Annotated in this window: 1 pseudogene; it reads left to right on the top strand. The window is 65.2% G+C overall.

Features of this window, described 5'->3' with window-relative positions:
* Positions 1-408 (top strand): annotated as a pseudogene (locus AC07O4_RS31510) (ABC transporter substrate-binding protein); the annotation flags it as partial.
* Between the last annotated feature and the right edge of the window lie 115 nt (positions 409-523).

Below are 523 nucleotides of genomic sequence, written 5' to 3'. Positions count from 1 at the left end.
ATGTCGCTCCTGATGGCCGAGCAGCTCAAGCGCGCCGGCTTCAAGGTCGACCTCAACGTGGTCGACTGGGCCACGCTCACCCAGCGCCGCAACGACCCGCGCCTGTGGGAAATCTTCATCACCCATTCGGGGCTGTTCCCCGAGCCCATGCTGTCGCCACCGCAACTGGGCGACGGTGCACCAGGCTGGTGGGACTCGCCCGCCAAGAAGGCCTCGCTCAGCGCCTTCAACACCGAGAGCGACCCGGCCAAGCGCGGCGCGCTGTGGGGCAAGGTGCAGCAGGTGGTGTACGACGAGGTGCCCTACATCAGCGTCGGCAAGTTCAACGCCCTCTCGGCCAAGAGCCCGGCACTGGACAACTACCAACCCACGAACTGGCCCTTCTTCTGGAATGTGAAGATCAAGTAGGAGACGCGCTTGTTCCGTTTCATTGCCTCGCGCTTCGCCGGCATGCTCATCGTGCTGTCCCTCGTGGCCGTGCTGGTCTTCGTGCTCACGCGCGCCGCCTCGGGCGACCCCATCT

It is taken from the genome of Variovorax sp. GW821-FHT09D04 (assembly GCF_059416405.1).
The sequence above is the reverse complement of the archived record's forward strand: the minus strand, read 5'-3'. Positions and strand labels throughout refer to the sequence as shown.